At 74.8% G+C, this 26,785-nt stretch carries 23 protein-coding genes; 9 read left to right on the top strand and 14 right to left on the bottom strand.

Translation table 11 applies throughout. The features are described from left to right. Nucleotides 1-403: 403 nt before the first annotated feature. From QQK22_RS01725 to QQK22_RS01760, 8 genes are all read right to left on the bottom strand, one after another. Nucleotides 404-1,432: a DUF4031 domain-containing protein gene (locus tag QQK22_RS01725; protein WP_284248963.1), complete on the bottom strand. Its 1,029-nt coding sequence runs from the start codon at nt 1,430-1,432 to the stop codon at nt 404-406. 107 nt (nt 1,433-1,539) lie between these two features. After that, on the bottom strand, nt 1,540-1,833 hold the full coding sequence (locus tag QQK22_RS01730) for a WXG100 family type VII secretion target (RefSeq protein WP_284248965.1): 294 nt from the start codon (nt 1,831-1,833) through the stop codon (nt 1,540-1,542). A 68-nt stretch (nt 1,834-1,901) separates the two neighbouring features. Beyond that, nucleotides 1,902-2,840, bottom strand: coding sequence for an HD domain-containing protein (locus QQK22_RS01735; protein WP_284248967.1), 939 nt, complete (start codon nt 2,838-2,840; stop codon nt 1,902-1,904). A gap of 391 nt (nt 2,841-3,231) precedes the next feature. Further along, a complete protein-coding gene (locus QQK22_RS01740) occupies nt 3,232-4,776 on the bottom strand; it encodes a sensor histidine kinase (protein ID WP_284248969.1) in 1,545 nt (514 codons plus the stop codon). Beyond that, the gene (locus QQK22_RS01745; protein WP_284248971.1) at nt 4,773-5,510 is read right to left on the bottom strand and encodes a response regulator transcription factor; all 738 of its coding nucleotides are present in this window, start codon (nt 5,508-5,510) and stop codon (nt 4,773-4,775) included. The genes QQK22_RS01740 and QQK22_RS01745 overlap by 4 nt, the downstream gene beginning before the upstream one ends. An 84-nt stretch (nt 5,511-5,594) precedes the next feature. Next, nucleotides 5,595-6,176, bottom strand: coding sequence for an NYN domain-containing protein (locus tag QQK22_RS01750; RefSeq protein ID WP_284248973.1), 582 nt, complete (start codon nt 6,174-6,176; stop codon nt 5,595-5,597). Nucleotides 6,177-6,262: 86 nt separating this feature from the next. Then, entirely contained in the window at nt 6,263-7,024 is a 762-nt protein-coding gene (locus QQK22_RS01755; RefSeq protein ID WP_284248975.1) for a PspA/IM30 family protein, read from the bottom strand. 37 nt (nt 7,025-7,061) lie between these two features. Continuing rightward, a complete protein-coding gene (locus tag QQK22_RS01760; protein WP_284248977.1) occupies nt 7,062-9,341 on the bottom strand; it encodes a TPM domain-containing protein in 2,280 nt (759 codons plus the stop codon). 150 nt (nt 9,342-9,491) lie between these two features. Between QQK22_RS01760 and QQK22_RS01765 the strand changes: the two genes are divergently transcribed. The 3 genes from QQK22_RS01765 to QQK22_RS01775 all read left to right on the top strand — a co-directional run bounded on the left by QQK22_RS01765 (nt 9,492) and on the right by QQK22_RS01775 (nt 12,439). Further along, nucleotides 9,492-11,153, top strand: coding sequence for an MDR family MFS transporter (locus QQK22_RS01765; protein ID WP_284248979.1), 1,662 nt, complete (start codon nt 9,492-9,494; stop codon nt 11,151-11,153). 263 nt (nt 11,154-11,416) lie between these two features. Next, entirely contained in the window at nt 11,417-12,109 is a 693-nt protein-coding gene (locus QQK22_RS01770) for a type IV toxin-antitoxin system AbiEi family antitoxin domain-containing protein (protein WP_284248981.1), read from the top strand. 51 nt (nt 12,110-12,160) lie between these two features. Then, a complete protein-coding gene (locus tag QQK22_RS01775; RefSeq protein ID WP_284248983.1) occupies nt 12,161-12,439 on the top strand; it encodes a PDDEXK family nuclease in 279 nt (92 codons plus the stop codon). Between the two features lie 498 nt (nt 12,440-12,937). Here the strand turns inward: QQK22_RS01775 and QQK22_RS01780 are convergent, their stop codons facing one another. The 3 genes from QQK22_RS01780 to QQK22_RS01790 are packed head-to-tail and all read right to left on the bottom strand — an operon-like array spanning nt 12,938 to nt 16,954. After that, complete coding sequence (locus QQK22_RS01780; RefSeq protein ID WP_284248985.1) at nt 12,938-14,605, bottom strand: DNA repair helicase XPB; 1,668 nt, start codon at nt 14,603-14,605, stop codon at nt 12,938-12,940. Between the two features lie 43 nt (nt 14,606-14,648). After that, nucleotides 14,649-15,014 carry a hypothetical protein gene (locus QQK22_RS01785; RefSeq protein ID WP_284248987.1) on the bottom strand — a complete coding sequence of 122 codons (366 nt, stop codon included), beginning with the start codon at nt 15,012-15,014 and terminating at the stop codon, nt 14,649-14,651. Further along, entirely contained in the window at nt 14,981-16,954 is a 1,974-nt protein-coding gene (locus QQK22_RS01790; protein WP_284248989.1) for a helicase-associated domain-containing protein, read from the bottom strand. The genes QQK22_RS01785 and QQK22_RS01790 overlap by 34 nt, the downstream gene beginning before the upstream one ends. Before the next feature lie 317 nt (nt 16,955-17,271). Here QQK22_RS01790 and QQK22_RS01795 point away from each other — a divergent pair, with 317 nt between their 5' ends. The 5 genes from QQK22_RS01795 (at nt 17,272) to QQK22_RS01815 (ending at nt 23,117) form a co-directional block, all read left to right on the top strand. Continuing rightward, on the top strand, nt 17,272-17,655 hold the full coding sequence (locus QQK22_RS01795; RefSeq protein WP_284248991.1) for a cold-shock protein: 384 nt from the start codon (nt 17,272-17,274) through the stop codon (nt 17,653-17,655). Further along, on the top strand, nt 17,655-18,461 hold the full coding sequence (locus QQK22_RS01800) for a DUF3027 domain-containing protein (protein ID WP_284248993.1): 807 nt from the start codon (nt 17,655-17,657) through the stop codon (nt 18,459-18,461). Before QQK22_RS01795 ends, QQK22_RS01800 begins: the two co-directional genes overlap by 1 nt. A 354-nt stretch (nt 18,462-18,815) precedes the next feature. Then, nucleotides 18,816-20,198 carry a sugar transferase gene (locus QQK22_RS01805; protein ID WP_284248996.1) on the top strand — a complete coding sequence of 461 codons (1,383 nt, stop codon included), beginning with the start codon at nt 18,816-18,818 and terminating at the stop codon, nt 20,196-20,198. A gap of 26 nt (nt 20,199-20,224) precedes the next feature. Further along, entirely contained in the window at nt 20,225-21,982 is a 1,758-nt protein-coding gene (locus tag QQK22_RS01810; protein WP_284248998.1) for a sensor histidine kinase, read from the top strand. A gap of 112 nt (nt 21,983-22,094) precedes the next feature. Further along, entirely contained in the window at nt 22,095-23,117 is a 1,023-nt protein-coding gene (locus QQK22_RS01815) for a GGDEF domain-containing protein (RefSeq protein ID WP_284249000.1), read from the top strand. Between the two features lie 97 nt (nt 23,118-23,214). On the opposite strand, the gene QQK22_RS01820 is transcribed toward QQK22_RS01815, so the two are convergent. The 3 genes from QQK22_RS01820 to QQK22_RS01830 all read right to left on the bottom strand — a co-directional run bounded on the left by QQK22_RS01820 (nt 23,215) and on the right by QQK22_RS01830 (nt 25,274). Beyond that, the gene (locus tag QQK22_RS01820; RefSeq protein WP_284249002.1) at nt 23,215-24,033 is read right to left on the bottom strand and encodes a response regulator transcription factor; all 819 of its coding nucleotides are present in this window, start codon (nt 24,031-24,033) and stop codon (nt 23,215-23,217) included. Nucleotides 24,034-24,272: 239 nt separating this feature from the next. Beyond that, nucleotides 24,273-24,836: a hypothetical protein gene (locus tag QQK22_RS01825; protein WP_284249004.1), complete on the bottom strand. Its 564-nt coding sequence runs from the start codon at nt 24,834-24,836 to the stop codon at nt 24,273-24,275. A gap of 69 nt (nt 24,837-24,905) precedes the next feature. Beyond that, nucleotides 24,906-25,274 carry a hypothetical protein gene (locus tag QQK22_RS01830; RefSeq protein ID WP_284249006.1) on the bottom strand — a complete coding sequence of 123 codons (369 nt, stop codon included), beginning with the start codon at nt 25,272-25,274 and terminating at the stop codon, nt 24,906-24,908. 165 nt (nt 25,275-25,439) lie between these two features. Here QQK22_RS01830 and QQK22_RS01835 point away from each other — a divergent pair, with 165 nt between their 5' ends. Beyond that, complete coding sequence (locus QQK22_RS01835; protein ID WP_284249007.1) at nt 25,440-26,759, top strand: UDP-glucose dehydrogenase family protein; 1,320 nt, start codon at nt 25,440-25,442, stop codon at nt 26,757-26,759. Nucleotides 26,760-26,785: the final 26 nt, after the last annotated feature.

The following is a 26,785-nucleotide window of genomic DNA, read 5'->3' on the forward strand; positions in this document are numbered from 1 at the left end:
CGAGAATGAGCCCCGCTGCTGTATCCACCCGATACGGCAGCGGGGCTCATTCTCGTTCGGACCCCTCCGGTCGAGCATGCGTGTCACTGCTCTATCGGCCCGATTGAGCTCTGTTCCGCATTCTCGACCCGCGTGGGGATGGCCGGCCTGGGCCCGGGCGGACGCCGCCGCGAGGAACAGGCGCGTCGTGGCCGGTAAGAACGGCGGGTGCTGCTCGTGGGGCAGTTTCGAGCAGCGTGGGGCGTTCTCGGTGGGTGTGGGTCGTGGCGAGAACGGCGGGTGCTGCTCGTGCGGCCGGTTCGAGCCGCACCGGGCGTTCTCGGGTGGGAGCTGGTGAGCGCTGGTGGCAGCGGCGGGCTGGGGGCGCGTCAGGGCGTGGGTGGGCCGGAGGTGGACGCGCGAGTCAGGCGCGCAGGCGGGCGAGCTCCGCGGTGAGGTTGGCGCGAGCCGCGGTCTCCCAGCGTCTGCGGCCCGACGGCGTGTGGAACAGATCGCCGTCGAGCAGCGGTTCGAGGATGGCGGCGCGACCGGAGCGGAACGCATCTTCGGGCACGTGCGCGTACTCGGCGCGGATCGCTGCCGCGTAGTCGGCGTACCTCGCGGGCGAGGAACCCAGGACCGAGAGGTCGGCGTCGCTCAGCACGGCACCCGCGACGTCGCCGGATTCCGGCCGGTGCGTCTGCGTCAGCAGGACGAGTCGGACGGTCTCGGCGACGTCGGCCCCCGGCAGCAGCCCATGGAGCAGGTCCCGTGCGAGCGACGCCGACGCCGTCTCGTCCGTCACGCCTGCGGGCAGCGGGTCGTCCCGGCGCCGGCCCGAGGTGTGCACCGCGTCATGGAACCACGCCGCGACCGCGACGACGCGCACCGCGACCGGCGGTGCAGACGCCCGGGTACCGTCTCCCGACGCTGGGCCTTCGCCCCTCGCCGCGCCGTTGCGCCCGGCCGCGCCGTCGTTCGCGGCTGCCCCCTCCGCATCGAGCGCACCGTCGGCCACGAGCAGGTCGACGGCGTCGAGCACCTCGCGCAGGTGGGTGCGGTCGTGGTGCAACCGGCCCTTCTCGCCCCACCGGGCCAGCAGCTCCGACCCGACGGCGGACCACCGGTCGGCGTCGGCGTCACCGGGCTTCATGTCCGCCCACACCGCACGGAGGTGTGCGGCCGAATCCGAGCGCGAGCGCTCCGTCCGCCGCAGCCCGGACGCACGCAACCGCCGCACGAGCGTGCCCGCGTCGACCGCCACGGCCCCTGCGCGCACCAGCTCCGCGTGACGGGAGGCCGGGACGTCGTAGTGGTCGAGGTCGAACGACCGGGCGGGGACACCGGCCGCGACGGCGAACGCGTGCAGCTCGGCGATCGAGGTGTCCGAGACGAGGTGCGACCACAGCGTGCCGTGCGCGGGCCAGAGCGGAGGATCCAGCAGCACGACCACCCGACGACCCTAGCCGCCGCACCGCTGCCCGGCCCCCACCGGTGGCGACGGCGCTCGCCGTCGCCGCCGGGTCGGCCTGCCCGTCGGGTCGGCCCGTCGTCCGCGGCTCAGACCGCCGTGAACAGGCGCGTCGTGCTGGTCTCGGTGTCGGTGTACTGGCGCGCGGCGTTGTCGAGCGCCAGCGCGATCGAGTCGAGGCTGGACTCGACCTGCGCCTGCGTGGCCCGCCACTGCTGGGCGAGTGCGGCGAACTGGGCCTGGGCCGACCCCTGCCAGGTCGACTCCAGCGCGGTCAGGTGGGACATCATCGCGGCCACCTCGGCGGAGATGGTCACGCCCGAGGTCCGGGTGGAACGGGCCGCACCCGCCACGGCCTCGGCGTCGACGCGAAAGCTGGTCATGGTCTCTCCTCGCACCGGCGCTGGTCGCCGCGACCGGGGTGGTCGCGAAGGCGCCGTCGGGAGCGAGACTAGGAGCGCGGATCGGGTCGCGGAGCGCGTCCCAGGGTCGAGGTGGACCGTCGTGCGCCACCGTCGGCTGGGGACAGCCGATCGACCCGTCGTGCCGCCGATGTGGCCGCATTCTCGCGAGGTCCCTGCGCGCCGTCGTCGCCCGCGCCGTCGTGCCCGGCCTCGGGCCCGGAGCCCCCGGACTCGCGCCCGACCGCGTCGCCCGGCGTCGCGTCGTCGGGCTCGTGCACCGCGTCCGGCCCCTGCGCCGCCGCCTCGACGCTCTCGAGCTCGGCCGTCAGCCGACACAGCTCGGCCGCGATGTTCTCGCGCGCCGGCTCCTCCCACGCCCGCCCCATCGGCGAGCAGAAGATCTGCGGCCGCGCGGTCAACTTCTGCAGGATCGCGATGCGCGCCTCGAGGTAGTCCTCGGCGGGGATGTGCGCGAACTCGGCGCGCACGTTGCGGCGGTAGGCCGCGTACTTCTGGGGCTCGCAGGCCAGGCCGGCGAGGTCGGCGTCGCTCAGCGCCTGGGCGTCGACGTCCACGCTCGAGGCCGAGTGGCGGTGGATCTGGGCGATCATCGCCCCGACTCGCTCGACCGTCGCCGCCGGAACTCCCAGTTCCGGCAGCTCGCGGCGCGCACGCTCGGCGCTCGCCATCGTGTCCTCGCCGCCCTTGTGCGCGTACGACGCCCGCGCCTGCGCGGTGAACTCGCACCCGTGGTACCAGCCGGCGATGCGCACGACGTCGGGGTCGTGCGTCTCCTCGGCGAGCTGGTCGATGCTCGCCAGCACGTCCACGAGGTGCTTGACGGCGTGGTGGTAGCGGTCCGGGCTGGACCAGCTGTCGATCAGCCCCCGGCCGACGGCCTCGACGCGATCCGGCGGCGCGTCGGCGCCGATCGCGCGGGCACTGCGCGCGAACGCCGGTACCAGCCACTGCGGTGCCTCCAGCACGGCCACCCTCCTGATCTCGTCTCGCGGCTCGAGCGGGATCGATCGTAGACCCGTCGGAGCCGGGTGGGGGACGACGACGGCGGCGTCAGCCGCGCATCGACCGTGACGGCGTGCACGGCTCGGGGATCGAGTGTGACGGCGTGCACGGATACCGGATCGAGTGTGACGGCGTGCACGGATAGGGGCCGCTATCCGTGCACGCCGTCACACTCGACGAGCGCGGCGCCGCGGCGAGCGCCGTGGCGATCGCGGCCCTCCATCGACTGCTGCATCGAGCGCGGATACCGCATCGAGTGCTGCATCTGTCGCGGAGAGGGCCGCTTATCCGCGGCCAGCGCAGCAGTCGATAGGTCCACGCGGGGGAGGTGGTGCGGACACCACGCGGGCGGACTCAGCTCGCGGCCGCCGCCGGCAGCCACACCTGCATCGTCGCGCCACCACCGGGCGTCTCGACGCACCGCACCCAGCCGCCCAGCGCCGTCGCGAGCGCCGCGACGATCGAGAGACCCAGCCCGGACCCGCCCGCGTCCCGCGAGCGACCGGCGTCCAGCCGCGCGAACCGCTCGAAGATCCGCGCCCGCTCCGCCTCCGGCACACCGGGCCCGTGGTCGACCACCGACAGCAGCACCCCGGCGTCGGCCTCGCGCGCGACCAGCTCGACCGGCGACCCCGGCGGCGTGTACGCCGAGGCGTTGCCCACGAGGTTGGTGAGGATCTGGCGCAGCGCACCGTCGTCCGCGGCCACGGGACGGACACCGCCCGAACCACCGCCCCCACCACCACCGGCACCGGAAGCACCACCCGCCACCACCACGGTCACGTCCCGCGACGGGTCCAGCACGCGCAGGTCGCGCGCGGCGTCCTCGAGCGGCACGTGCACGTCCACCGCCCCGACGTCGAGCGGCGCCCCCTCGTCGAGCCGCGCGAGCGAGAGCAGGTCCGTCACGAGCGCCGTCATCCGCACCGACGAGCCCTCGATCCGCTGCATCACCCCCGGCAGCTCCTCGGGCGGGATGCCGCCGAGCCGGTACAGCTCGGTGTACCCCGTCACGGTCGCGAGCGGTGTGCGCAGCTCGTGGCTCGCGTCGCCCACGAACGCCTTCATGCGGGCCTCGCTGGCGCGCTGCGCCGTGAAGGAGTGCTCCACCTGGCCGAGCATCGTGTTCAGCGACGCCGCGAGCGACCCCACCTCGGTCGAGGCCGGCGCGTCGTCCACGCGCCGCGAGAGGTCTCCCGCGGCGATCGCGGCCGCCGTCGCCTCGATCCGGCGCAGCGGCCGCATGCTCGAGCGCACGACGGCGTAGGTCGCCACCGCGGTCAGCGCCAGCACACCGCCGCCGATCGCGAGCAGCGCGCCGGCCATCATGCCCATCGTCGCGTTCACGGCGGTCAGCGGCAGCCCGACGGCGGCCGTCCCCGAGACGACCCCCTGGGCGTTCTTGAGCGGCGCGACGGTGACGCGCCACGCGGTGCCGTCCGCGCCGTCGACCGTGTAGGGTTCGCCCGCGCGCTCGGAGGCGCTCGCGACGTCGAGCGTCCCCACCCGGGGCCCGCCGATGTCGTCCGCGGCCGTCGTGCCACCGCCCGTCGCGCCGTCGTCGGCCCCGGTCGTCGTGCCGGAGCCCGCCGCCGTCGGGAACTCGCACGTGTTGCGCACGCAGCGCTGCACCTCCTGCCCGTCGGGCGTGGAGATGACGACGGCGTAGTCCGTCGGCAGCGGCCCGTCCTCGGGGCTCCGCAGGCCCTGGGCGCCGGCGAACGCGCGGTCGACCATGCCCTGCGCGGCCCGGTCGAGCTGCATGTCGACCTCCCGCACGAGCGACGTACGCAGCAGCGTGAGGGCCAGGCTCCCGACGGCGACGAGCGCGATCGTCAGCAGCGCGGAGAAGAGGATGACCAGCCGGGCGCGCAGCGGGAGGTGCCGCCAGGCGGTCACGGTGTCTTGAGGACGTACCCGAGGCCGCGCCGGGTGTGGATCAGGGGCGGCGGCGCCGGTGCGTCGGGGTCGCGGGGATCGGGGGCGTCGATCTTGCGGCGGAGGTAGGAGATGTAGGACTCCACGATGGTCGGCTCGCCGCGCCAGTCGTAGTCCCACACGTGGTCGAGGATCTGCGCGCGCGAGAGCACGCGGCCCGCGTTGGCCACCAGGTAGCGCAGCAGCTCGAACTCGGTGGGGGAGAGCTCGATCGAGCGCCCGCCGCGGCGCACCTCGCGCGCGTCGGAGTCGATCTCGAGGTCGGCGTAGCGCACGACGGCGGAGCCGTCGTCCCCGCCGGACTCCTGCGTGCGGCGCAGCACGGCCCGGATGCGGGCGACGAGCTCCTCGAGGCTGAACGGCTTGGTCACGTAGTCGTCCCCGCCCACGGTGAGGCCGGCGACGGTGGAGGCGACGTCGTCGCGCGCCGTGAGGAACAGCACCGGCACGCGGATGCCGCGCTCGCGCAGGCGACGCGTCACCTCGAAACCGTCGATGTCGCCGAGCATCACGTCGAGCACCACGAGGTCGGGTTCGACCTGCGTGATGACCTCGAGCGCGTCGTGCCCGCTCGAGGCGGTCGCGACGTCGAACCCGGCGAAGCGCAGCGAGGCGACGAGGAGATCGCGCAGGCTCGGCTCGTCGTCGACGACGACGATCCTCGCCTGGTGCGCGTCCGTGGCAGTGGTGGTCACGGACCCCAGTGTGCTCCCGCTCGCTGGGATCTTGCTGGGAACGTCCTGGAGGGTTTCTCCAGGACCTTTCTGACGGGCGGCGTCCTACAGGTAGCGCTGCGGGTCGAACGCCTCGATCGGGATGATCCGGACGCGCGGCAGCGGCGTGTTGAACGCGCCCAGGTCGTCCTCGAGGTCGTGGATCGTGAGGCCGTCCTCGACCAGCTCGGTGAAGCGCGCGTTCGCGAACTCGCGGAACGCCAGGAGCCCGACGCGGTGCTCCCCCTCGAGGAGGCGCTCCACCTGGGGGAGGAAGTCGCCGTCGTGGCTCGCGAGCAGCACGTCGCCACCGTTCTCGGCGACGGCCTCCAGCATGCGCTGGATACCCATGTCGACGACCTTCTCGTGCGAGGCGCCCGACAGTGGGATCGGGTGGTAGCCGATCGCGAGCAGCGCCTGCACGAAGCCCATCGGCATCTGCCCGGAGGAGGCGTTGAGGAAGAACAGCGGGGTGATCGGCTGTCCCCAGAGCGACTGCGCGTAGTGGATGACGCGCTCCCAGCGCGGGCGCTCCTCGGGCGCCGGGCGGTGGCCCAGCACGCTCATCCCGAGCGTGGCGTCGATGTTCTCGCCGTCGATCAGCAGGTACGTGCGTCGCTGGGGCACGACGGTCGTGAGGGGCTCCATGCGCTCACAGTAACGACGACGGGCCCCGGGGAGCGCGTCGTCCCCGGGGCCCGTCGTCGTGAGCGATGCTCGTGACCGGCGCGACCTCAGCCCTGCGTGATCTGGTCGGCGGTGCCCGAGGCCGGCAGGACACCGCCCGGGTTGCGCAGCGCCTCGAGGCGCAGCTCGATCTCCGTCTTGTCGCCCTCGGCCTCGAGCGCCTCGAACTGCGACTCGAAGCTGGAGGCGGCGAGCTCGGCGTGGCCGGCGGCCTGTGCCTCCTCGCGGCGCACCGCGTCCTCCCAGCGGCCGAGCTCGGAGGTGGGGTCGAGCACGTTGATCGAGCCGATCGACTCCTGCACCTGGCGCTGCGCCTGGGCCGCCTTCGCGCGGGCCACGAGCTGGTCGCGCTTGCTCTGCAGCTGCCCGAGCTTGTCCTTCATCCCGGCCAGGCCGGCCTTGAGCTTCTCGGCGGTCTCGACCTGCGAGGCGACGATCGGCTCGCTCGAGGAGACCTCGCGCTCGAACTCGAGCTGCTTGCCCAGGGCGACGCGGGCGAGCTGGGTGAACCGCTCGGCATCGGCCGCGTTGCCCTCGCTCGCCTTGCGCTGGGCCGTGGCCGCGGCGGCCGCCGCCCTCGCGCCCCACTCCTGCACGGCGGCGCGGTCCTCCTCGAGGTCGGCCTGCGCGAGCCGCGTGTTCCCGATCGTCTGCGCGATCGCGTTCTCGGCCTCGACGATGTTGTTCGTGTAGTCCCGGATGAGCTGGTCGAGCATCTTCTGCGGGTCCTCGGCGCGGTCGATCAGCGCGTTGATGTTCGCCTTCGCGAGCTGGCTGATCCGTCCGAGAATCGTCTGCTTCTGCGCCATCGCTGGCTCCTCTCGCTTCGTGGTGAGGCTGATGTGGTCAGGCTACGCGGCTAGAAGCGGCCACCGCGGGAACGGCCTCCGCCGGAGCGACGCCCGCCTCCGCTCGAGCGTCGTCCGCTCGAGCGTCGTCCGCTCGAGCGTCGTCCGCTCGAGCTCGAGCGCCGCGAGCTGCTGCCGCTGGAGCGGCGGCGCGACGAGCCGCCCCCGCCCCAGGACGAGCCACCGCCGCCGCCCCACGATGAGCCCCACGACGAGCCGCTGCTCCACGAGCGCCGTCGCGCGCCGCCGTTGCCCAGCATCCCGCCGAGGATGAGCGAGCCCAGGTCCAGCCCGCCGTCGGTGCGGTAGCCACTCCCGTAGCCGCCTCCGTAGCCGCCCTGACCCTGCTCCCACTGCGCGACGTCGGACTGCGCCAGCTGGCTGGCCGAGCCCGCCATCGCCTCGGCCTGCTGCAGCGTGGCGACGGCGCGCTGCGGGTCGCGCGCCGCCTCCTCGCGCGCGACGCCGAGCAGCCGGATCGCCTCGGCCAGCCGCGTGCGCGCCTCGGGCCCGACGGCGCCGCGCCGCGCGTCCACGTACTCGTTCGTCGCGCGGATCGCGCTCTCGAGGCGGGCCGAGCGCTCACCGACCTGGGCCTGCGCCCGCTGCGCGACCTCGGCCTGCTCGCGGCGCGGGGCGAGCGCGGCGTCGAGCGCGGTCTCGGCGTCGGCCAGGCGGGCCAGCGTGCCGAGCGGGTCGCCGCCGGGCTCGGCGGCCGTGCGGGCCTGCTCGAGAGCGGTGCGTGCGGCTGCGGTGAGGGGGCGAGGGCCGGGTCGCCGGGGGCGAGGCGATCGGCGTCGGCGACGTCGGAGCTCAGCGACGCGCTCGCCTGCTGCAGGCGCGCGCTCGCCTCGGCGAGGTCCCGCTGGGCGTTCTCGACTCCGGCGAGCAGCGCCGTCGCCTGCGTGAGCGCGTCGCGGGCGACGTGGGCCTGCGCGACGGCGGACGCGAGCTCGCCCTGCTCGACGTGCTGCCGGCCCGTGACCAGGCTGCCGTAGGCGCCCTCGAGCAGCTGCGAGGCGTGGTCGGGGTTCGCGGACACCGAGGCGAGCGCTGTCGGCGGGTACTGCACCGCGAGGTTGGCGAGCGTGGCGCGCGCGGGCTCGACCCGGCCGCGCAGCTCGTCCACGCGGCGGCCGAGGTCCTCGAGCGCCTGCGGCGCGTTCGCCTGCTCCTGGCGCAGCGCGTCGAAGGCCTGGGCGCGCGAGGAGAGGTCGGTCTGGACGGCGTGGCACAGCTGGAGGATCTGGGTGGCGGTCGCGCGGCGCGCGGCGTCGTCGCCCTCGGGGATGTCGTCCAGCTGCTTGCGGAGGGCGAACGCCTGGCCGACGGCACCCTTCGCCTGCGTGAGGGCGGCGGCGAACTGGCGGGTCGCCTCGTCCCCGAACTGCGCCTGCGCGAACCCGAGGTCCTGCTCGAACTCGCGCACGTCGTCGTCGATCTCCACCAGGGCCGGGCCGCAGCGCGCGACCAGGTCCTTCGTCGGCTCGCCCGCGGCGCCCTGCGCCTGGCCGGCGCCCCGGTCGCGGCGGGTCGAGCGGTAGACGCCGAACCCGACGACGGTGCCGACGGCGATGACGCCACCGATGAGCAGCGGGGTGCGGATGCCGCCGCTCGACCCGCGCAGCGCGTCGGCGGTGTCGATCGTGGCCTGCGCCCAGTCGCCGTCGCCGTCGGCCGCGTCGCGCAGCGCGCCCTCGGCGGCGTCGAAGGCCCGGTTGTACGTGCTGTCACCGACGGTGTCGGTCGCCGACAGCCCGAACTCGCGGTCCTCGACGGCGACGGCGAGGAGCAGATGGTCGTCCCCGAGGCCGGACAGGTCGGCGGTCTCGTCCGCCCAGGCGACGCCGTCCGCGCCGTCGAAGGAGTCCACGTAGACGGCCCAGAGCTGGTAATCGCCGTCGCTCGCGAGCTGCCGGATCGCCGACTCGGCTCCGCTGATGCTCCCGACGACGCTGCCGCTCGTGAGGTCGGTGACGGGGGAGCCCAGGCGCAGCGGGGCGTCGGCGGCGGCCGGGGCGGCCAGCGGGCCGAGGGTGAGGAGGGCGACCGCGGCCGTGGCGCCGAGGGCGGCGAGCGCGCGGGGGCGCGGCGCTCTGGGCGCTCTGGGCGCTCTGGGGGAGCGGAGCGTGCGGGGCCGGCGGGGTCGTGCCGGGCGTGGTCGGTGGCGGCGGCAGTCATGCCCTCGATCCTGGCGGGCGGAGCGGTCGGGGCGCAACGACGTCGGCGGGGGAGAGATGCCCGCCCGGGGCCAGGCGATGCTCGCGCGGGGGAACATCCGGACCGGTGATTCCGTTGGACAGCCCGAGTCATCATCGTGAGTACCCCGATGGGACGACCGTCCGACGGCGCCGCCGTCACAGACCGCCGCGGCGGTTCCCGCACCACCCGCACGGCTCCGCAGCACGCACCACGAACGAGGCACCGCATGACGTCAACCACCCCGCCCGGGTCCCGCCCGGCCACCTCCGACACCGATGCTCGGGGGCGCCACGACGACGCCCCCGTGCGGGTGATCGACGCCGTCGACGCCCCCCGCACCGACGCCCTCGCCGGCGGTGCGCTCGCCGCGGACGCCGCGCCGTCGGACGCCGCTCCCTGGGACGCGACCGCAGCCGACGGCGCACCCGCCGCCGACGGCGCACCGCAGCGACTCACGCGAGCGAACCTGCGTCTGATCACGCTGCTGCTGGTCTCGGCGTTCGTCGTCATCCTCAACGAGACGACCATGGGCGTGGCGCTGCCGCCGATCATGGCCGACTTCGGCATCACCGCCGCGACCGGGCAGTGGCTCACGACGGCGTTCCTGCTCACCATGGCCGTCGTGATCCCGACGACGGGCTGGCTGCTCGGGCGGCTCGGGACGCGCGCGGCCTACCTGCTCGCGATGTCGACCTTCACCGCGGGGACGGCGCTCGCGGCGTTCGCACCGACCTTCGAGCTGCTGCTGACGGCCCGCGTGGTGCAGGCGTCCGGCACCGCGATCATGATGCCGCTGCTGATGACGACGGTGATGCGCGTCGTCCCGGTCTCCCAGCGCGGGCGCGTCATGGGCAACGTCTCGCTCGTGATCGCGGCGGCGCCGGCGCTCGGACCCAGCGCGTCGGGGTTCGTGCTGCTCAACCTCTCCTGGCACTGGATCTTCGGGCTGGTGCTGCCGATCGCCGTCGTGGCACTGATCTGCGGGGCGCGCTGGGTGCGCGAGGTGCGCACGCCCGGCACGATCCCGCTGGACGCGGCGTCGGTGCCGCTCGCCGTCGTGGCCTTCGGTGGTCTGGTGTACGGCCTGTCCGGCCTGGGCGAGGCGGCGCAGGCCGACCCGGTGGTGCCCGTGTGGGTGCCGATCGTGGTCGGGGCGCTCGCGCTCGCGGCGTTCGGGTGGCGGCAGCTGTCCCTCGCGCGCGAGAACCGGGCGCTGCTCGACGTGCGCGTGCTCGGCGTGCGGCAGTTCGCGCTCGCGGTGCTGCTGATGTGCCTGGCGATGTTCGCGATGTTCGGCGTGATGCTGCTGCTCCCGCTCTACCTCCAGGGTGCGCTGGGGCTGCAGCCGCTCTCGACCGGTCTGCTGATGCTCCCGGGGGCGCTCGCGATGGGTCTGCTCGGACCGGTGGTCGGGCGCGTGTACGACCGCGTCGGCGCGCGGCCGCTCGTGGTGCCGGGGCTCGCGATGGCGTCGGCCGGGCTCGTGCTGCTCGCGGCGGGCCCGACGGCGGCGTGGCTCGCCCTCGCGGGGCACGTGGTCATGTCGCTGGGCATGGCGCTCGTGTTCACGCCGATGTTCACGCAGGCGCTCGGGTCGCTGACCGGCCCGCTCGTGCCGCACGGTTCCGCGACGATCGGCACGCTGCAGCAGCTCGCCGGCGCGGCGGGGACGGCGGCGTTCGTCGCGATCCTCACGGTGCGCGAGGCCGCGGCGGAGGCCGCGGGGGCCACCGAGGTCGCGGCGCTCTCGGGCGGGGCGCACACGGCGTTCTGGGTCGGGGCCGGCGTGATGGCGGTGGCGGCGCTGTGCGCGCTGATGCTGCCGCGGGGTGCGGTGGGTTCCGGGGCGGGCTCGGGCTCGCCGTCGCCATCGGCCGCCGCCCACTGACGCCGCGGGGGACCTCTCCTCACCCCACGCGCGGGATCCGGTTCGACTGTGACACCCCGCACGGATACGGCGACGTATCCGTGCGGGGTGTCACAGTCGAATTGCTCACCGTGTCCGGCGCAACAGTCGATCGACGGGGACGGTCCACCCATCGGGGTGGGGCCTGACGCGCCGGTTGTCCCCAGGGAGCCGTCGCGTTCTCGTCGTCCCCCGTTCGACGTCGCTGCGCCGGTGAGCGGTCACGGGTGCGGTGGACTCCCCGCATGTCGCAGCCCGATCCCCTCGCCGTCCTCACCGCACCGGCCGTGCCGGTGGACCGTCTCCGCCGTCGTGCCATCCCGATTCCTGCGGGGCTGATCGCGACCTCGCGACGCCAGCTGGGTCTCGTCAGCCGCGAGCAGTGTCGCCTCGCGGGTCTGCCTCGCGGCCGGCTGTTTCGCCTCCTCGAACGGGGCGACTGGCGGGAGGTGACCCGCGGGGTGCTGCTGGTGCAGGCCGAGGCGGTCGAGGTCGACGACTGGCCGGCGCGGGCGCGGCAGCGCGCACTGGTCGCGGCACTCGCGGGCGGTCCGGGGACCGTGCTTCTCGGCGCCGCGGCACTTGCGATGCATGGGATCGAGGGGCCGGCCCTCGAGTACGTCCCCGAGTTCGCGAAGCTCGCGGGCGGTCAGGCAAGGGCGCGACCCGAGTGTCGGCAGCGACGCCTCACCCGGCGACCGGACGTCGTCGGGCACCCCAAGACCCTGACGATCGACGACGTGCTCGTGGCCGGTCCGCTCTGGGCGGTGGCTCAGACGCTGCCGTCGCTCGAACGGAGACGGGCGATCGCCGTCGTGGACAGCGCCCTCTACCGACGCAAGCTGCTGCGGCGCGACCTGCCGACGCTGATGGCCGCGCTCGCGGGCGTGCGCAACGTGCTCGCGCTGCGCGAGAGCCTCGGTCTCTGCGACGGCTGAGCGGAGTCGCCGCTCGAGGCGGCCGCTCGACTCGACTGCGTCGACGCGGGCGTGCCGCCCGACGACCTCCAACGCGTGGTGCACGACGCCGACGGCCGGTTCGTCGCTCGCTGCGACATGGTCTGGGAGCTCGGCGGCGGTCGACTGCTGATCATCGAGATGGACGGCGGGCACCACCGGCGGGCCGGACGGGTCCGCATCGACAACCGGAGGGATCGCGACTTGGTCGCGCTGGGGTACATCGTCTACCACCTGGGGTGGGAGCACCTCGGAGGACAGATCCCGGGCATCGTCCGACGGGAGCTGGGGCGGGCCGGGCGGCTGCGGTGACTCGGGCGGCTGTGGTGACTCGGGCGGCAGCGGCGGGGTGGGTGCGGCGACACGGGTGGTCGCGGCGGTGCGGCTGCATCGACTTCGGTGGTCGCGGCGGACGTGGGGTCGAGTGTTGCGCTGTGCACGGTTACGGGGGCTTATCCGTGCACGGGGTCACAGTCGATCTGCTAACCGTGCGGAGCGCAACAGTCGATCGGAGTTGGTGGCTGGGTGGGGAGGGGGAGGGTTCGGGGGTTGGGTCGGAGTGAGGCGTTCCGGTGGTCCGGGGGTGGGGGCCGGGGCTGGGTGGGAGGTGGTCGATGTTCCGCGGATCCTGGAGTTCGGTTCTCCTCCCCCGAGGGGAGGGGGTCGAGTGTTGCGGTGTGCACGGTTAGGGGGACTTATCCGTGCACGGGGTCACAGTCGATCTGCTAACCGTGCGGAGCGCAACAGTCGACTCCGCCTGTCCCCGCGCCGCGGTCAGTCGCCGCCGTCACCGGCTCCGCCGCGCCGCGGTCACTCGCCGTCCGCAGCGGCGCCGTCCAGCGCCCCCAGGTCCTCCGCGTCCACGATCCGGTAGGCGTAGCCCTGCTCGGCGAGGAAGCGCTGGCGGTGGGCGGCGAAGTCGGCGTCGACCGTGTCCCGCACGACCACCGCGTAGAAGTGCGCCGACCGCCCGTCACCCTTCGGCCGCAGCAGCCGACCCAGCCGCTGCGCCTCCTCCTGCCGCGAGCCGAACGCGCCCGAGACCTGGATCGCCACCGCCGCCTCCGGCAGGTCGACCGAGAAGTTCGCGACCTTCGAGACCACGAGCACCCGGATCTCCCCGGAGCGGAACGCGTCGTACAGCTTCTGCCGCTGCGTCACCGTCGTCGACCCCGTGATCACCGGCGCGTCCAGCGAGGCGGCGAGCTCCTCCAGCTGGTCGATGTACTGCCCGATGATCAGCGTCTGCTCCTCCGGGTGGCGCGCCAGCAGCGACCGCACCACGTCCACCTTGCCCGGGGCCGTGGCCGCCAGCCGGTAGCGGTCCTCGGGCTCCGCCGTCGCGTAGGTCATCCGCATGGTCTCGGGCAGCGAGACCCGCACCTCCACGCAGTCGGCCGGCGCGATGTAGCCCTGCGCCTCGATGTCCTTCCACGGCGCGTCGTACCGCTTGGGCCCGATGAGGGAGAACACCTCGTCCTCGCGGCCGTCCTCGCGCACGAGCGTCGCGGTCAGGCCGAGCCGACGGCGCGCCTGCAGGTCCGCCGTCATCCGGAAGATCGGCGCGGGCAGGAGGTGGACCTCGTCGTACAGCACCAGGCCCCAGTCGCGCGCATCCAGCAGCTCGAGGTGCGGGTAGGCGCCCTTCCGCTTCATCGTGAGCACCTGGTAGGTCGCGATCGTGACCGGCCGGATCTCCTTGCGCGCGCCCGAGTACTCGCCGATCTCGTCCTCGGTCAGCGTCGTGCGCCGCACGAGCTCGTCGCGCCACTGCCGAGCGCTGACCGTGTTGGTCACGAGGATGAGGGTCGTCGCCTTCGCCGCGGCCATCGCGCCCGCGCCCACGATCGTCTTGCCCGCGCCGCACGGCAGCACCACCACGCCGGACCCGCCGTGCCAGAACGTCTCCACCGCCTCGGCCTGGTACGGCCGCAGCGACCAGCCGTCCTCGGCCAGGTCGATCGAGTGCGCCTCGCCGTCCACGTAGCCCGCGAGGTCGTCCGCGGGCCAGCCGAGCTTCAGCAGCACCTGCTTGAGATGGCCGCGCTGGGAGGGGTGCACGACGACGGAGGTCTCGTCCAGCCGCGTCCCCACCAGGCCCTGGGTCCGCTTCGAGCGCAGCACCTCCTCCAGCACGGCGCGGTCCAGCGCGTGCAGCACGAGGCCGTGCGCGGGGTCGGACAGGATCTGCAGCCGCCCGTAGCGGTCCATCGTCTCGGCGACGTCGATCAGCAGCGCGTGCGGCACGGGGTAGCGCGAGTAGCGCACGAGCGTGTCGACCACGCCCTCGGCGTCGTGGCCCGCGGCGCGCGCGTTCCACAGGCCGAGCGGGGTGAGGCGGTAGGTGTGGACGTGCTCGGGCGCGCGCTCCAGCTCCGCGAAGGGGGCGATGGCGCGCCGGCACGCGCCGGCGTCGGGGTGGTCGACCTCGAGCAGGAGGCTCTTGTCGGACTGGACGATCAGAGGGCCGTCGGGCATCCGACCATCCTCTCAGGCGATCGGGCCCGGCCGGGAGGGTGGGTCAGGCGATCGGGTCGACCGCGGCGATGCGGTGCAGCGCGATCGTCAGGTCGCTGCCGCGCTCGAGGTCGCGCGCGACGACGTGCCCGCCCTGCACCCGCAGCGGCGCGAGCCGGCGCCGGTCCGCCGCGCCCGAGGGCCCCACGACCGTCACCCACACCGGCGTCTGACCGCGCGCGGCGTCGCGGAGCAGCGCGACGCCGCGGGCCGCGTCCGCCTCGACCCCACCGTCGCGCGCGCCACCGGTCCGCCCCGCGTCGGCCTCCGCGCGCCGCATCCGCGCCACCGCGGCCGCCGCAGCATCCACATCCGCGAGCTCCGGCGCGCGCGACGTCACCACGCGCGGGCGGCGAGGCGGTGCGGCCACGGTGCGATCGCCGTCGCGCGGATCGACGACGACGCCGTCGGGCCCTCCAGGACCACCCCTCGCCCGGCCTCGCGCAGCGCGAGCGCGAGCCGCCCGGCGGGCAGCGACGTGACCGCGACGGTCGGGGCGATGAGGCGCAGCCCGAGCTCCGCCCCGGCGCCGGCGACGAGCTGGGCGAGCGCGGCGGCGTCTTCGCCCCGCAGGTAGGCCGCAGCGGGCCCGGCGCGCAGCCCACCGGTGCGGCGCTCGGCGTCGCGCACGGCGTACTCGAGGGCCTGCGGGACGGGCGTCCGGCTGAGCTCGGTCAGCGCCGCGAGGATCTCCGCGGCGTCGCGCCCGCCGGCCACCGCGCGCTCCAGCGACGCCGGCGTGAACCGCGCCGTCAGCGCCGAACCGCGCGACTCGACGTCGGCCGTCGCCTCCAGCAGCGCCGCCACCTCGGGCGAGGGCCGCCCCGGCACGACGGCGGTGAGGTCCGCCTGCAGCAGGATCTCGCCGACGGCGGGCGGCAGGTCCGCCTCGATGCTCGCCGCGAGGTCGGTCACCTCCGCGCCCTCGGTGAGCGCGGCGCCGGAGCGGCTGAGCGCGCCGGCCGCGACGACGCCGAGCACGTCCGCCTCGGCCAGCACCGCGGTCACGGCCCAGTCGGGCGGCGGGGAGATCGGGGACTGCCAGGTCAGGACGCCGCGGACGGCGTCGGCGTCGGGGGCGCTCCCGGTCGGCCACGTCGCGAGCGCGTCGAGCACGCGGCGGCGCAGGCGCGCGGCCCAGCCCCGCTCGAGGCCGGGCTCGAGGGCGGAGCGCAGGGCGCCGTCGTCGGCCCGCGTCCCGACCAGCGCGAAGGCGCGCTCGCTGTGGAGCCACACGTGCACGAGGCGGGCCCAGCGGTGGGTGGGGGCGTCGCCGTCGTGCGCGTCGGTGGGGGCCCAGAGGGCGCCGTCGTCGTCGTGCGCCTGCCCGATCTCGCCGGCCGCGGCGGCGAGCTCGACCAGGAGCGTGGTGGTCTGCTCGGTGGCGCCGAGCGCGGCGGTGGTGCGGCGGATCTCGCGCACGCCGACGCCGCCCGAGCGCAGCGCGCCCGCGGGCGCGTCGCCCCAGAGGTCGGTGAGGGCGGCGAGCAGGCGGTGCAGCTCGAGCGCGGCGCGCGCGGACTCGGCGGCGACGACGTCGGGGCTCACCACCGGCGCGGGCGGCGTGGGAGGGACGGGGGTGAGGTCGCGGTGGGTGCGGCCCTCGCGGAGCGCGAGCGCGACGGCGGCGGGGAGGACGACGCCGCCGTCCGGGGTGCGGCGCACGAGGTGGCGCTCGAGGAGGTGCTCGACGGCGAGGGTGAGGTTCTCGTCCTCGGGCGCGGTGGGGGTGGGGGTCGTCTGCGCGGTGGGGGCGGGCGGCGCCGCCGGCGCGCCCGATGTGGTGGTGGGCGCCGCGGTGAAGCGGCCGACCGGCGGGCCCCAGGTGAGGGCGTCGAGGATGCGGCGGGCCGGGTCGGGGAGGTCCGCGGCGAGGCGGGCGACGGCGGTCGCGTCCGTCGTGCCGGGGTCGATCGCCTCGGCGGTGAGGGCGAGGGCGGCGGGGCGCGGGCGGGCCGCGGCGAGGCCGACGGCGGGGAGCCAGGCGTCGGCGTCGGGCCCGGCGTCCGGCCCGGAAAGTCTCTCGCCGGCGTCCGAGAGTCTCTCGCCGGTGTCCAGAAGTCTCTCGCGGTCTCCCACAGAGCCCTTGCGTAGGGTGGGCTCGCCCGCGGGGGCCGGGCGGAGCAGGGCCTGGGCGGCGAGGGTCGCCAGCAGGTCGGCGACCACGGGGGAGGGGAGGCCTGTCGCGTCGGCGACCTGCGCCGTCGTGACGGGCCGCAGCGCCGCCGCACCCGCGGGCGCCGCCGCGAGCACGTCGCCGGCCGCCACGGCCGCACCCGCCGAGGCCCCGAGCGTCGCCAGCGCGAGCACGGCGTCCGCGACCGCGAGGTGCGGGGTGTCGAGCCCGCCGAGCGCGAGCTGCAGCGACCGCGTGGTCGCGGCGCGGGCGGCGAGCGCCGTCAGCGACCCGGGCAGCGGCGAGGCGAGGTCGGGGCGGGCGAGCAGGAGCGCGGCGAGCTGCGCGTCGTCGAGGTGGGCGAGCGCGGGGGAGTCGCGGGCGGCGTCGAGGGCATCCCCACCACGCTAGTCGCGCGCGAGCCCGCGCGGCCCTCCGGGTGCGGCCGGTACGCTGGAGTTGCTCTGACTCATGCGCGCCCTCGCGCGCCCGTGCAAGGAACGGACCGCTCGTGCCCACTGGCAAGATCAAGTTCTTCGACACCGACCGTGGTTTCGGCTTCATCGCCGGTGACGACGGTTCGCAGGTGTTCCTGCACGCGTCGGCACTCCCGCCGGAGGTCACCAACCCCAAGCCCGGTTCGCGCGTGGACTACGGCGTCGCCGACGGCCGCAAGGGCCCGCAGGCGCTCTCGGTCACGCTGCTCGACCCGGTCCCGACCGTGGCGCGCACCGACCGTCGCCCGGCCGAGGACATGGTCGTCGTGGTCGAGGACCTCATCAAGCTGCTCGACCGCGCGTCCGGTGCGCTGCGCAAGGGCCGCTACCCGGAGAAGGATTTCTCCTCGCGCCTCGCCTCCGTGATGCGCGTCGTCGCCGACGACTTCGACGGCTGATGGCGACCGCGACGTCGACGGCGGAGCCCCGCGCCCGCCGCACCGCGAAGCCGCGCAAGGACGCGGTCCTGGCCGCCGCCGTCGAGCAGGCGCGCGCCGCCGCGGAGGAGACCTCGGGCCTCGGCGAGGTCGGCGAGCACCTCGGCTACACGGACGACGGCGAGCGCCTCGGCAGCCACCGCTTCGCCACCACGGCGCCGGGGTACCGGGGGTGGCACTGGACCGTCACGGTCGCGCGCGTCTCCCGGGCCAAGGTCGCGACGGTGTGCGAGGTCGAGCTGCTGCCGGGCGACGAGGCGCTGCTCGCCCCGGCGTGGGTGCCGTACTCCGAGCGGCTCGAGCCGGCCGACGTCGGCCCGAACGACGTGCTCCCCGAGGGGGCGACCGACGACCGCGTGGTCCCGGGTTACGCGCCGGTCGACGGCGGGGAGGGCGACGGCGTCGACCTCGCCACCGATCCGCGCGCGATCGTCGAGCTGGGCGCGTGGCGCACCGAGGTGCCGAGCCGCGCGACGCTCATCGCGGCGGCCGAGCGCTGGGAGGGGCGGCTGCCGGAGCGCGGTCGGTCGTTCGCGACGGACCCGAACGCGTTCGTGGTGCCGCTGACCGGTGTGCTGGGGCAGGTCTACGGCGTGTGCGTGAACGAGTTCTCGCCCGACGACGGCCGCATCGTCCGTCTCGACCAGGTCTCGGACGTGCCGGCGCAGCGCGAGGCGGTGCCCTCGGCGTGGCCGGACGCGGCGCCCGTGATCGACGAGATCAGCCTCGACACCATCGAGCTCCCCGAGCGCGGGACCACCGCCTGAGACGTCCGCGACATCCGTCGCGATAAGCCCCGCGCTCACGTACTGTGAGCGCGGGGCTTGGTGCTTCCTGACCTGGTTGACATTCCGGACACGGGAACGTGACACGGCGGTCGCACGGGCTCCCTACCGTTGTCGTGCGGGGGGCACAGGCGACGGTGCGTCAGGACGGCGCACCGGGAGAGGTCGGTGCACGTGCCCGCTGCTTCGACGTCGTCCTCGCGCAGCCCCGGGGAGTCCCCGGAAGTCTCTCGTGAACGCCCGGAAGTCTCTCGCGACGCCCCGAAAAGCCCTCGCGACGGGCGGCGGGCCGTCGGGCCGCCCGAGTGGCACGCCCGCATCCAGCTGTACCTGACGGTGTCGGACGCGCTCGCCGTCGCCGCGTCGCTCGCGATTGTGCAGACCTTCTGGCTCGGCGCCGCCGAGGTCCGCCTCGGCTGGATCAACGTCGACTACACGCTCATCGGCTGCGCCGTCGGCCTGATCTGGATGTTCTTCCTCGCCGTCACCCGCTCGCGGCAGCCGCGCATCCTCGCCGTCGGCGTCCTGGAGTACCAGCGCGTCCTGAACGCCACCCTGCTCGCGTTCGGCACGACGGCGATCCTCGCCTACCTCGGCCAGGTCGCCGTCTCGCGCGGCTACTTCCTCCTCGCGCTGCCGCTCGGCGTCGTCGTCCTCCTGGCCACCCGCTGGGGCTGGCGGCAGTACCTCGACCGCGCGCGCCGCCGCCGCCAGTACGTCGACCATGCGCTCGTGCTCGGCACGCACGCGGACGTCAGCAACCGGGTCGCCGAGCTCGGCCGCAGCCGGGCCGCGGGCCTCATGCCCGTCGCGGTCTGCGTGCTCGACGGCGAGGAGCGCCCCGACGCGATCGCCGACCGCGATGGCCGCCCCCTGCCCCGCGTGCCGCGCGAGGGTCTGGTGGCGGGCGCCGCGTCGGCCGCCGTCGACGTCGTGGTGGTCGCCGGCGAGATGGCGAGCGGTCGGGACGACGTGCGCCGCCTCGGCTGGGACCTCGAGGGCACCCACACGGAGTTGGTGCTCGCCTCGAGCCTCGTCGACATCGCGGGCCCGCGCCTGCACCTGCGCCCCGTGGAGGGGCTGCCGCTCGTGCACGTGACGCTGCCGCAGTTCACGGGCGCGACGTACGTGCTCAAGCGGCTGCTCGACATCGCGCTGAGCCTGACCGCCGTCGTCGTCCTCTCCCCGGTGCTGCTGGCGATCGCGCTCGCGATCCGGCTCGAGGACCGCGGCCCCGCGTTCTTCCGCCAGGTGCGCGTCGGCGCGAACGGTGCGCCGTTCACCATGCTGAAGTTCCGCTCGATGCGCGTGGACGCCGAGAAGGTGCTCGCGGAGCTGCAGGCGCAGGACGAGGGCGCCGGGCTGCTGTTCAAGATGAAGGACGACCCGCGCGTCACGCGCGTGGGGCGCGTGCTGCGCAAGCTCTCGCTGGACGAGCTGCCGCAGTTCCTCAACGTGCTCGGCGGTTCGATGAGCGTGGTCGGACCCCGGCCCCCGCTGCCGAGCGAGGTCGCCGCCTACGAGGGCGACGTCTCGCGCCGCCTCCTGATCAAGCCGGGCATCACGGGGCTGTGGCAGGTGAGCGGCCGCTCCGACCTGAGCTGGGAGGAGAGCGTGCGGCTCGACCTCGCCTACGTCGAGAACTGGTCGATCACGGGGGACCTGGCGCTGATCGCGCGGACCGTGGTCACCGTGCTGCGGCGCGAGGGAGCGTACTGAGCGTGACGTCGGCAGCACGGACACGGGTGGCTCCCGCACGCTCCGGGGTCGGAGGTGTGCCGCACCTCGGCGCCCTCGGGGCGGCGCGGCGCACGAGCGTCGGCTCGCGCACGGTCCCGTGGGTCGTGCCGGCCAACATCAGCCTCCCGACGGCGGGCGGCGCCTACATCGTCGTCTTCCTGATCTTCTCCGACCACGGCCTCGCCGGTCCCCACCTGTTCGCCGGGATCGCGGTCGGGGTGCTCTCGTGCGCCCTCGCGTTCGCGGCGCCGTGGTCACGGCTGCCCGAGGCGGCGCCGATGGCCGTGCCGCTCCTGGGGCTCCTCGGGCTGGGGGTGCTGACGGCCGACCGGCTCCCGGTGGCGCTGCTGACGGTGTTCCCGGTCCTGACGCTGGCACGCTTCCACGGCCCGCTCGGTGCCGTGCTCGGCGTGCTCGGCGGGACGGTGGTGGCGTGGATGCCGATGGTCACGTCGCGCGAGCCGTTGACGACGGCGCAGGTCCCGAGCGTCCTGCTCCTCCCGATCGTGCTGGTCACGATCGCCGTCACGATCTCCCGGATGCAGCGCTCGCGGCAGGCGCGCAGCCGGCTGCTCGCGCGGCGGGACGGCACGCTGCAGCGCACGCTCGACGACCTCGCGGACGAGCGCGCGCTGCTCGAGGGGATCGTCGAGTCGCTCCCGGCCGGGGTGCTGGTCCTGGACGGTCAGCGCGTGGTGCTCGCCAACGCGCAGGTCGAGCGGCTCTACGGCCCGGTCGACGACGAGGCGGAGCACCCCTGGCGCATGCGCGCGGCCCGGGCGGCGGCGGCCGACGCCGACGGATCCGGCGCCGCCGAGGCGCCCGACGGCGCCGGGGAGGAGACCTCCCTCGCGGAGCGCGCCGTGGCGGGGGAGAGCATGACGGGTCAGACGCAGTGGTGGCGAGCCGCCGACGGCGACCGCAAGGCCGTGCGCGGCACGGCGGTCACGCTGTCCGCGGCCGCCGGGCGCGATCCGCTGCGCGTGGTGCTGTTCGAGGACCTCACGCAGGAGGAGCGGGCGATCGAGCAGCGGGAGGACTTCGTGCGGGCCGTCTCCCACGAGCTGCGCACCCCGCTGACGTCCGTCATCGGCTACCTGGAGATGGCACGGGACACGGGCGGGTTCGCGGCGGACACCGACGCGCTGCTCGACGTCGTCGACCGCAACGCGCAGCGCGTGCTGGGCATGGTGGAGGACCTCGCGGTCGCCTCGGAGCTCAAGACCGAGCGGGCGGCGCCGCTGCTGTCCGGTGGCGGGTCCGGCGGCGGGGGCTCGGCCGGCGTCGACCTCGGTGAGGTGGCGCGGGCGAGCGTCGCCGGTGTCTGCTACGCGGCGCGGGTGGCGGGGGTGAGCGTCGGGCACGCGTGCGACGGCGCGTGGCCGGTCGCCGGTGACGCCGAGCGGCTGCGCCTGGCGGTGGACCACGTGGTGACCAACGCCGTCCTCTACTCCCACCACGGCGGGAGCGTGGACGTGGCGCTGCGGGAGGGCGACGGCGAGGTGCGCCTCGTGGTCACCGACCACGGCATCGGGATCAGCGAGGAGGACCAGGAGCGCGTGTTCGAACGGTTCTGGCGCTCGCCCGCGGTCCGCGGCGGGTCGCGGCACGGTACGGGCCTGGGCCTCCCGGTGGCGCGCGAGATCGTGATGGAGCACGGTGGTCGCGTGACGATGCGCAGCAGGCTCGGCGAGGGGACGCAGGTGGAGATCGTGCTGCCCGCACGCGAGGCGGGGACCGTCGGGGCGGGGCGCGCCGCGTGATCCTCGACCCCGCCACGGTCCTCGTGGTCAAGTACCTGGTCATCAGCCTCGTGACGGCGATCTACGTGGCCGACGTCGTGCGCCGGGGTTCGCGACGCCGGACGGCTGCTGGGTGGCCGCCTTCCTCGGCATGGGGCTGGGGTCGCTCGGCCATCTCATCGAGGTCGAGAGCCCGCAGCCGGCGTGGGTCGGCGTCGCTGCCGACGGCGCGGTCGTCGCGGCGGTCGGCGCCGTCTGGTCGGCGGTGCGGGCCCACTCGGGCAGACCCCCGATGCTGTGGCTCCCGGCGGTCACCGGCGCGGCCGTCTCGGCGCTGGGGCCGCTCGCGGCGGACGTCGCCGAGCGCTCGCGCGAGACCGTCACCGGGGTCGAGCTGCTGCACGCCGGCGCGGGCCTGTGGGCGCTGGCCGCGGCCTGGGCGGTGCTGCGCGGCCCGATGCTGCGCTACTTCGGCGGGGTGGTGATCGCGCTCGCGCTCGGCAGTCTCGGGGTCGGGCTGGTGGTCCGCCTGGTGCTGGCGTTCGCGACGGACGGCGAGGGCGTGGTCGCGGGCCGGATCCTGGCGCCCGGGACGGCCGCGCTCGCGATCGCGCTCGCGCTCGCGGCGGCCGGGATCGGCGGCATCCTGCTGCGTTCGGGCGAGAGCGGGGCGATGCGGCCGTCCGACGTGGTGTTCGACCCGGCCCTGGGCGTGCGCACCCACGCGGGTCTGGCGGTGCGGGGAGCCGAGCTGCTGCAGTCGGCGCGCGACCGTGGCCACGACGTCGTGGTCGCCGTGGTGGACCTGACCGAGCAGCGCACGCTCGCGGAGGCGTTCGGGGCGAGGACGGTCGAGGCCGCGCGCTCGCTCGTGGCGGCCGTGCTGCTCGACCTCGTCCCGCGCGGCGGGGCGGTGGGTCTCGGTGGGGAGGCGTCGCAGCAGTTCGTGGTGCTGCTCCCGGACCACGACCTCGCGCGCGCCGAGCGGTGGGCGAGGGACGTGCGGCGCGCGGTGCGTGCCTCGCGCGTGGAGGTCGACGGGGAGGACCTGCGGCTCACGGTCGCGACCGGTCTCGCGGCGGGCGACGGCGATCTCGACGCGCTCGCGGCGCGCGCGAGGGTGAATGTCGGCGCGGAGGTCGCCCGCGGCCGCTGACCCGGCTCGCGCCCGGTCCGTGGCGCGCAGCGGCGGGGAGGGTGCCGGCGGGGCCCTGACCGGAGCCCCGCCGACGGTCTCGGTGGGTGAGCTGGGCTCAGCCCTGGCGGAAGCGGTACCCCACGCCGCGGACGGTCTCGATCCAGCGCGGGTTGCTCGAGTCGTCGGCGAGCTTGCGGCGCAGGTTGACCATGTGGACGTCGAGGCGTCGGTTCTCCGACTGCTCGACCGGGGCGTCGGCGCTCTCGCGCCCGTGCCGCAGCATGCGGGCGAGGTCGTCCTTGGAGGAGACGCGGCCCGGCACGGTCACGAGGTGGGACAGGATGTCGAACTCGCTGCGGGTGAGGTGCACGTCGTCGTCGTCCAGCGTCACCGTGCGGGCGAGGCGGTCGACGACCAGGCTGCTGCCGCGCCCGTCGTGCGCGTGCACCGGCTGGTCGGGTGCGGACAGGGGTGTCAGCGGTGCCGGGCGCGCGGCCGTGCCCTCGACGCCGACGGCGCCGCCCTCGGTGTCGGCTCCCTCGACACCAGAGCGGTCGGTGGTGCGGGGCCGGCGCAGCATGGCCTCGATGCGGGCGCGCAGCTCGCGCGGCCGGAACGGCTTGGTGATGTAGTCGTCGGCGCCGGACTCGAGGCCCATGAGGGCGTCGATCTCGTCGACCCGAGCGGTCAGCATGATGATGTACGCGTCCGAGAAGGTGCGGATGCGGCGGGCGACCTCGAAGCCGTCGATGTCCGGCAGGCTGATGTCGAGGGTCACCACGACGGGGTCGACCTCGCGGGCGAGCTCGACACCCTCCAGACCGTTGGCGGCCGTGTGGGTCTCGAAGCCGGCCGGTCTGAGCACCATCTCGAGGAGATGGCTGACGTCGGAGTCGTCCTCGACGACCACGACGTTACGGGTGGGGTTTGTCATGGCTGGGAGACTACAGACCTCGGATGGGGTTCACGGGGCGCGAGCGGCGTCTTGTGGAATGTTGTCGCATCTCCTGCGTCACCCTTGCGCCCGCTCTGCGCGGAATCTGCGCGGGTGGCTCCGCAGCGGCCCGACGGCGTGGCGCGGCTCACGAACGACGCCGGCCGCCCCGCGCAGGGGGCGCGGGGCGGCCGACGAGATCGGTGCAGCCGAGGCTGCGGGTCAGTGCTCGCCGGGCCTCAGGCGCGGCCGCGGGCTCCGCGACGCACGAGGTAGGTGCCACCGGCGCCGACGGCGACGAGGCCGGTCGCGAGGCCCGCCAGGCCGGCGACCGAGGCGCCGGTCTCGGCGAGACCGCCACCGGTCGAGCCGCCGGTACCCGAACCGGCGCCGCCGCCCGTGCCGCCACCGGTGCCGCCGCCCGCGCCGCCGGGGTTGCCGACGGTGAGGACCTGGGCGGGGATGTCGTGCCCGTAGTCGGTGGTGATCTTGTGGGTGTAGGTGCCGTCGACCGTGTGGGTCGTGGAGAACTCGACCGTCGAGCCGGGAACCGGCTTGGTGAGCGAGGCGGTGCCGGCGATCTGGATCGCGCTGTCCGGGATGTTCTCCTCGGCCGAGGTGACCGTGAGGGTCGCCTCGGTGGCGAGCTCGAGGCCGGAGGCCGAGGTGGTGACGGCCTCGCCGACGGCGGGAGCCGTGCTGCTCACGGCCACGTTGGCGGGGGGAGCGGGGTAGGCCTGGGCGGCGGCGGGGAGGGCCACGAGCGCGAACGCTGCGGCTCCGACGGCAAGGGATCGCTTCATGGGGCTCGTCCTTCGGGTGGTGGTGGCTGGTGCGGGGATCGGGGGCCGGGGCCGGTCACGAGGACGGGCTCAGGCGACGGCGCGCTCGTGGACGATCGCGTCAGGGTCACCGGCGCCGCGGGAGCGGCGGCGGCGGAGCAGGTAGGTGGAGCCGGCGGCCGCCGTGACGATGCCGGCGGCAGCCAGGACGGCCGAACCGGACCCGATCGTGACCGGTGCCTCGGCGGCCACGACGTCGGCCTCGACGGCGACGGACGGGGCCACGGTCGTGAGTCCGCCCGTGATCCTGTCGCCGGCGATTCCGGCGGTGACGACGTCCGCGGGGGACGCAGGAACGAACGACGGCAGCGCGGTGGCCCCGGCCGTGGCGACGGGGACGGCGAGACCGGCGAGCACGAGCCCTGTCGCCAGGGCGATCGGCTTGTTCGTACGAGGCATCGAGGTCTCCGGAGGGGCGATGCCGGCCCGACTGTCGAGCCAGCGAGACCAACCTTGCACAACCCAAACAGTGTGCGCAAGTTCGTTTGGGCTGTGACGGATGTCGCGCAGGTAAATTCTCCGATGCGGTTCGCTTTGAGTTAACCCGTGTGGTTCAGTTCGAGTGTGAACCTGTCTGTCATCGGTTGTGGCTACCTCGGTGCCGTGCACGCCTCGTGCATGGCGGACCTGGGCCACACGGTGGTCGGCGTCGACGTCGACGCTGCCAAGGTCGCCCGGCTCAACGCCGGGGATCCGCCCTTCCACGAGCCGGGCCTGGGCGAGGTGCTGCAGCGCGCCCTCGCCTCCGGCCGGCTGCGGTTCACCACCGACATGGCCGAGGTCGCGGGCGCCGAGGTCCACTTCATCGGCGTCGGCACCCCCCAGCAGCTCGGCACGTACGCGGCCGATCTCACCTACGTCGACGCCGCGGTGGACGCGCTCGTGCCGCACCTCACCGATGGCCCGAACGGCCCCGCCGTGATCGCTGGAAAGAGCACGGTCCCGGTGGGTACCGCCGCTCGTCTCGCCGAGACGATCGGTGACGCGGGTGTACTCGTGTGGAACCCGGAGTTCTTGCGCGAGGGTTTCGCGGTGCAGGACACGGTGGCGCCGGACCGGCTCGTCTACGGCCTGCCGCCCGAGCCCGAGCGCGCCGCCCGCGCGCAGGAGGCGCTCGACGGCGTGTACGTCTCGATCCTCGAACGTGGCACCCCGCGCCTCACGGCGGACTGGGCGAGCGCCGAGCTGGTCAAAGTCGCAGCCAACTCCTTCCTGGCCACGAAGATCTCGTTCATCAACGCGATGGCGGAGATGTGCGAGGCGACGGGCGCCGACGTCTCCTTCCTCGCCGAGGCCATCGGGCACGACGACCGCATCGGCAAGAAGTTCCTCAAGGCCGGTGTCGGCTTCGGCGGTGGCTGCCTGCCGAAGGACATCCGTGCCTTCATGGCGCGCGCCGGTGAGCTGGGCGCGGAGCAGTCGCTGACGTTCCTGCGCGAGATCGACTCGATCAACCTGCGGCGCCGCCAGCACGTGGTCAACTTGACGGTCCACGCGCTCGAGGGCCGCGTGCCGGGCAAGCCGGTGGCCGTGCTCGGTGCCGCGTTCAAGCCGCACTCGGACGACATCCGGGACTCCCCGGCGCTCGACGTCGCCTCCCGCCTGTCCGGCCTCGGCGCCAAGGTCCGCATCACCGACCCCGCCGCGGGTCCGGTGCTGCGCCAGGTCCGCCCGGACCTCGACGTGCGCGACTCGGCGGGCGACGCGATCGACGGCGCGCACGCCGTGCTGCTGCTGACCGAGTGGCCGGAGTTCGTCTCCCTCGACCCGGTCGAGCTGGGCGAGCGCGTCGCGCAGCGCACGATCATCGACGGCCGCAACGTGCTGGATTCCGCCGCGTGGCGCGCGGCGGGCTGGACGTACGTCGGGCTGGGCCGGCCCTAGTGCACGCGCGGGGCCGGATCGGTGTG

Origin of the sequence: Litorihabitans aurantiacus, from assembly GCF_030161595.1 — a bacterium.
Classification (GTDB): domain Bacteria; phylum Actinomycetota; class Actinomycetes; order Actinomycetales; family Beutenbergiaceae; genus Litorihabitans; species Litorihabitans aurantiacus.